This window comes from Poseidonibacter sp., from assembly GCF_041821165.1.
Lineage (GTDB): Bacteria > Campylobacterota > Campylobacteria > Campylobacterales > Arcobacteraceae > Poseidonibacter.
On sequence record NZ_JBGUES010000147.1, the window covers coordinates 1 to 6027 of the forward strand.

Genomic DNA, 6027 nt, shown 5'->3' on the forward strand with positions numbered 1-6027 from the left:
ATTTTATTTTCTATTTTTTTTGTTGAGATAAAAAAGAATCTTTCCTTTTTATCAATATTTACAAGGGCATCTTTTGAGTTATTTAAGATATTTATAAAAGCTTGAATCATATCATTTGGATAATTTAACATTGAAATATCATCATCAAAATTTTTTATTACTTGAATATCTGATGTTTGAATTGTAGATTGTACAACATTTAAAAAACTATTAATATTTTTACTAAGATTAAAATATACTAAATCTCTATCACCTTTGATAAAATTTCTAAAATCATCGATTGTATTTGATAAATATTGTGCATTTGTATTTATTAGTTTCATATTATTTATAAGAACATCATCTTTAAGTAGATCAAGCTCTTTTTCTAATTTAGAAGCAGTTGCAACTGATGATATTAAAGATAATGGCTGTCTCCATTGGTGAGCAATATTTCCAATCATTTCACCCATTGAAACCATTTTTGATTGATGATGAATAATATCTTGTTGTTTTCTTTGCTCTGTAATATCAGTGATATAACCAATAAAGTGTGTGATTTCACCTTTTTTATTTTTCTGTGTTACGGTGTAATCTAATACCCATTTTATTTGATTGTCTTTTGTAATTATTCTATAAGGATGATGTTTAAAATAATCAAGTTTTTTTTCAAGTGAGTCTTTTACTTCTTGATATGTATCATCAATATCATCTGGATGAATACATGATTTATAATCAACTTTTAATGATAAAAAATCTTCTTTTTCATGACCTAATAGTTTAGTAATACTTTCTGAAATATATTCAACATCCCAATTTTCATTGTTTTTCCATTTAAATAATACAGCATCACCTTTATCAAATAAAGACAATAAGGTACTTTGATAGTTTGTAAGTGATTGCGTTAGAGTATTTATTTGTTTTAATTCATCATTTGATTTTTGGATTTGCTCTAATATCTCATTTTCTTTTTCTCTTAATAAATTAAAGTTTATATTCTTCTCAATTGCAACAGAAGCTAAATGTGCATAAGAAGCAATAAGTTTAAGCTCATAATCAGTAGGCGTTTTTGCTTGATTTGAATAAATAGCAAATGTACCTAAAATTTCATTATTAGATGAAATAATTGGTTCAGACCAACAAGCATGAAGATTTGCTTTTTCTGTATAAGGTAAAAAACCTTTCCAGTTTCTATGAGTATCAATATTATCAATAATAACTCTTTGCTTTTTAAAAGCAGCACTTCCACAAGAACCAATATTTTCACCAATTTTTATACCATTTACTGCATTATTATAAAACTCAGGTAAACTTGGTGCTGAGCCTTTAATTAGGTGTTTTTTATCTTTATCAAGTAATAAAATCGAACATTTACTATTTGGATTTCTATTTTCGGCTAAATAAACTATTTTATCTAAAATATTTTCTAAGTTATTTTCAATTGCAATATACTCTAATAATGATTGATTATCTTCATAAATAATCTCATATTGTTTTCTTATTGTAATATTTCTAGCAATACAAAAAAGTCCTAGTGCATTTCCGTTTTTATCATTTACGATTTGTTTTGTTGTATGAAAATATGAACAAGTTTTATCGGGATGATTAAATACTTCATCAAAAATTTTATCTTTTTTTGAAGATAAAACATCATTATCCATTTTTACAAATTCATCAGCATTTTCTTTTGAAAACAAGTCAAAATCAGTTTTATTTATAACATCAACTCTTTTATGAGAAATAAACTCTAAAAACTTTTCATTACAATGAGTATATCGACCCTGCATATCTTTAAAGAAAGCTAAATCAGGTATAAATTCTATGAATGTATCTAATTGCTCTAGATTATTTGCTATATGCACAATTAAATCCTTTACTTTTTTGTTAAAATCTTAAAATACTCTTCTCTACTTATCTCTTTTGCACCCAATGATACTAAGTGATTATTATGAACTTGACAATCTATTAATTTTATTCCATTCTCTTGGGCTTGTTTACATAAATGATAAAAAGCAACTTTTGAAGCATCAGGAACTTTTGCAAACATACTTTCACCACAAAATACGTCATCAATTAATACACCATATAATCCACCAACAAGTTCATCTTCTAAATAACACTCAATAGAAAAAGCATAACCTAATTTAAAAAGATTTGTATAAGCTTGAATAAATTCATCACTTATCCAAGTATCATCTTCATGTTTTCTTTTTATATTTGAGCAATTTTTTATTATTTCTTCAAAGTTTTCATTAGACTTTATTACAAAACCTTTATTTTTAATACTCTTTTTCAAACTTTTTGAAATTTTAAAATCATTTGGATATAAAACCATTCTTTCATTTGGACTAAACCAATGAATATGATTATATTCATCAATAAACCAAGGAAATAAGCCATTTTCATAGGCATTTATAAGCCTTTGAGGATGGAAATCACCACCAACTGCAACAAGATCATTATTCATCATTTCCAAAGTAGGAAAGTCAAAATTATCATCATCTAAAAGGTAAATACATTCTTCTTTATCTAATAATTCCATAATGTGCTTATTTTAGCTCAATTTTGCTAAAAGAGTTATACTAAAAGATGATATTTAAACTTTACAAAGTATAATTCCATTTAGAAAAAATAATGAAAGGCTTAGATGCTAGTTACTCAAAATCATCCAGACTTTTTTAATGTATTAACAGGTGCTAATAATAAGATTATTGAACAATCAATTATCTCACTATATGGTGCTCTTTATGGAAATGATTTTATTGTTGATGAAACTTTAGATAGAAAAAAAGTAAGAGATATTGTTTATTCAGTAATTCAAGAAATACCATGGCAAGGTGATGATGAACAAAACTTTTTAGATGAAGATAAAGATAAGGCTTCTTATATTATTAGAAGACTAAAAGATTGTGGTTGGATCGATTTTATTATGGATAAAGCTTTACTAATCAAAACATTTAACTTTACTAAAAATGGTAAAAAGTTTGCTCAACTTTTATTTTCATCTAGTGATGAAGAGAATATTTTAGTAAGACAAAGAAATGTAAGAGCTACAAAAGCCTCACTAGAATCATATAAAAAATCAGATGATCCTGCTGATTTAATAGATGCTATTAACTTTTCAAAATATATTGTTTCTGATTTAACAGATAATATAAATGACTTAAGAGATGAAAAAAATCTACTTATGCAACTTGCTATGGAAGATGTAAAAGTTGCAGGTGGGAAGTTTATTGATTTTGTAAAAGATAAATTTGCTTCTGATATTGCTATTAAATTTGGTAAAGATTCAGCAAATAGACATATTTTAGATATTGAAGAAATTGTAAAAGATTTATCTCTTGATGGTTTAGAATTACGACAAAAAAGGTTGTTAGCACATTTTCCAATGTATAGAAAAAATCCAAATGCTTTAAAAAATATTTTAGATGCAATTGATTTTAGGCTTAAAAATGCTTGTGATATTAAACTACCTCAATTAAAAAAAGAGATTTCTTCATATATTCAAAGAGGAACTGTTATTTTTAGACAAACAAATTCATTGTTTTTTAATAAAAATAAAGAAGTTCTAAAAATCGCTAATGTGCTAAAAAATAAACCAAAAGATGAAAAACTAAAACTTTTAGAAGATATTGGAAAAGCAGTAAAATATCCAAATCTTAGGCTTTTAAATTTAAATGCTGTAAAAATTAGAAGAAAAAGTAAAAAAGATGAAGCAGTAAGTTTTTTACCTGCTGAAGTTACAATGCCAATAGAAGCTTATATAAAAAGTAATTTTGAACAAAAAAAACATCTATCTTTTTCATATTCTCAAAAAGAGATTAGAGCTTATATAGAAAGACATTTTGAAGAAGCTCAAAGTTTAACTATTACAAATAACTGTTTTAAAATAACAAACCCAAAAGAGATGTTAATAGCTTTATATGCAACAGATATTATGAGACAAGATAAAGAGAATTTTGAAGTAACTTATACAGGAAATAAATGTGAAAATATTTATTTTAAAACAGATGAATACATAATCAGAAAAAAGGAAAAAATTAGTGGCAATTAATATATATAATGAATTTATAGACCTAGTAGAAGAAACAGGTCTTTCTTTAGAAGAGTTCCAATCAATAACATCATATTTATTAGAAAATGGTGTTATTTGTAGAGAAGATACAGCTAAAGAAGAAAAGTATTATGATAATTTTTTAAGATTAGAAAGTATTATCAAAGATTATTTAAACCTTTTAAATATTACTGTAATTCATGATGAAGATTTATTATCAATAAGATTATATGCACCTGGTTCTGATTATCCTGATTGTTTTGAAGATATTGATATCAAATCATCAATGTCAATGAATCTTACATCAGAAGAGAGCGCTTATTTAATAGCACTTGCAATTTTATATAACCAAAAGTTTAATGATGGTCTTGTTGAAGATGATGCAAGTGTTCAAGTTGAGTTAGAAGAGTTTAATACAGCACTTGCTTCATATCTTTCATTTTCTGCAAATGAAAATAAATCTTTAAGAGATGATGCTTTAAGAACACTAAGGAAATTAAAAGTGATTAAGTTTGCAAAAGGTGTATTTGAAGATGAAGATAGACCTTTAATTATTAGACCTTATATTAAACAAGTGATTTTACCTGAAATGCTAAAACCATTTTTAGAGCAAGAAGAAACACAAGAACTTGGAGAAGTAAATGAAGTTCAATAAACTAATTATTGCAAACTGGGCGAACATCCCAAATCAAGAGTATATTTTATCTGATTTAGTTTTTTTAACAGGTGAGACAGGCGTTGGTAAAAGTACAATGCTTGATGCTATTCAAACTTTAATGACTGCAAATAAAAAAGGAATTGTTCAGTATAACGCAGGACAAGATGAAGCCCAAAATAAAAAAAGAAATAAAGAATACAGAACAATTCAAGGTTATTTTGCAGGTGAAGATAGATTTAAATTCTCAAGACCCGATGGTTGTAGAAGTACAATTGCTTTAACTTTTAATAATACAAAAAATGAAAACTATAGTGTCTTTACAGCGCTTATTACAGGAAGTGTTTCATTTGAAGAATCAAAAAATGAAAAAAGACCAATATTAGATAGTTTACATTTTTTCATTATTAAAAACCATGAACTAACACAAGATGATATTTTAGATGAAAATAATAGACTATTAAATCATAGAGAACTATACAAAAATTTATCAAATAAATACACAAAAGATAATGTAATTCATTGTTTAGATAAAAATGACTATTTAAATACTCTTTATGGAAATCTTTGGGGAAAGACAAAAACAACTTCTGCCTTATCTGAAAAAGCAGCACGTGCATTTTCAAATTTTATTCATGCACGACCTGTTGATAATATAAATGCTTTTGTAAGAAATGAATTTTTAAGCCCAAAAGATATGAAAGATGAAGTAGCTTCTTTATCAAATACAATTAGGGCTTTAGATAAATTAAAAAAAGATGCAAAAGAGATAGAAGATGGAATAAATATCTTATCAAATCTTGATAATAAAATATCATCTGTAATTAAAAAATGGCACGTTTTAGGTGAAGAACACTTTATTTATAATAATTATGAAGTTTTAAAACAAGAACAAAAAATCATAAATGATGAAAAAAAATATAATAAATTAGAACGTGAAATAAAAAGATTACAAAATAAAATCAATAAGCTAAAAATTGAAGATAAAAATGTAAATGATAAGCTTGATGAATTAAAAATCGCACAAAATTCAAATGATAAGATACATGAATTAAAAGAGATTGAGAAAAAGATCTCTGATGCAAAAAAAGATTTTAATCATGGAATATCAAATGTAAGATATATTATAAGCAATATTGAGAAGATTTCAAGAGATTTATCAGCGATATTTATAAAAAGAGATAAATTTGAAAAACTATGTTCAATTCTTAGTGATTTTAAAGTAATTTTAGATGACTTTTCATCAAATTCATTTAACCAATACTTCTTTAATAATGATATTAATTCAGTTGATATTGAATATCAAGTTATTACTTTTAGAAAGTTATTAGATAAAGTT

5 protein-coding genes are annotated in these 6027 nt (G+C 25.1%); 3 read left to right on the forward strand and 2 right to left on the reverse strand.

Annotation, left to right across the window (positions count from 1 at the left end; genetic code table 11):
* Both ACERKK_RS10420 and aat read right to left on the reverse strand, forming a co-directional pair.
* Positions 1–1841, reverse strand: a 1841-nt coding sequence (locus ACERKK_RS10420; RefSeq protein ID WP_373773017.1) for a PAS domain-containing protein, incomplete at its 3' end; no start/stop codon positions are given.
* Positions 1842–1852: 11 nt separating this feature from the next.
* A complete protein-coding gene (aat, locus tag ACERKK_RS10425) occupies positions 1853–2521 on the reverse strand; it encodes a leucyl/phenylalanyl-tRNA--protein transferase (protein WP_373773018.1) in 669 nt (222 codons plus the stop codon).
* Positions 2522–2626: 105 nt separating this feature from the next.
* Here aat and ACERKK_RS10430 point away from each other — a divergent pair, with 105 nt between their 5' ends.
* The 3 genes from ACERKK_RS10430 to ACERKK_RS10440 all read left to right on the forward strand — a co-directional run.
* Positions 2627–4033, forward strand: coding sequence for a Wadjet anti-phage system protein JetA family protein (locus tag ACERKK_RS10430; protein WP_373773019.1), 1407 nt, complete (start codon positions 2627–2629; stop codon positions 4031–4033).
* On the forward strand, positions 4023–4688 hold the full coding sequence (locus tag ACERKK_RS10435; protein ID WP_373773020.1) for a DUF4194 domain-containing protein: 666 nt from the start codon (positions 4023–4025) through the stop codon (positions 4686–4688). The genes ACERKK_RS10430 and ACERKK_RS10435 overlap by 11 nt, the downstream gene beginning before the upstream one ends.
* Positions 4675–6027: ATP-binding protein (locus tag ACERKK_RS10440; protein WP_373773021.1), on the forward strand; the 1353-nt coding region annotated here is incomplete at its 3' end. The genes ACERKK_RS10435 and ACERKK_RS10440, both read left to right, overlap by 14 nt.

Bases quoted from the DNA above. Each gene is read 5' to 3' on its own strand.
- aat (WP_373773018.1), bottom strand. From the start codon at position 2,521: ATGGAATTATTAGATAAAGAAGAATGTATTTACCTTTTAGATGATGAT.
- ACERKK_RS10430 (WP_373773019.1), top strand. From the start codon at position 2,627: ATGCTAGTTACTCAAAATCATCCAGACTTTTTTAATGTATTAACAGGT.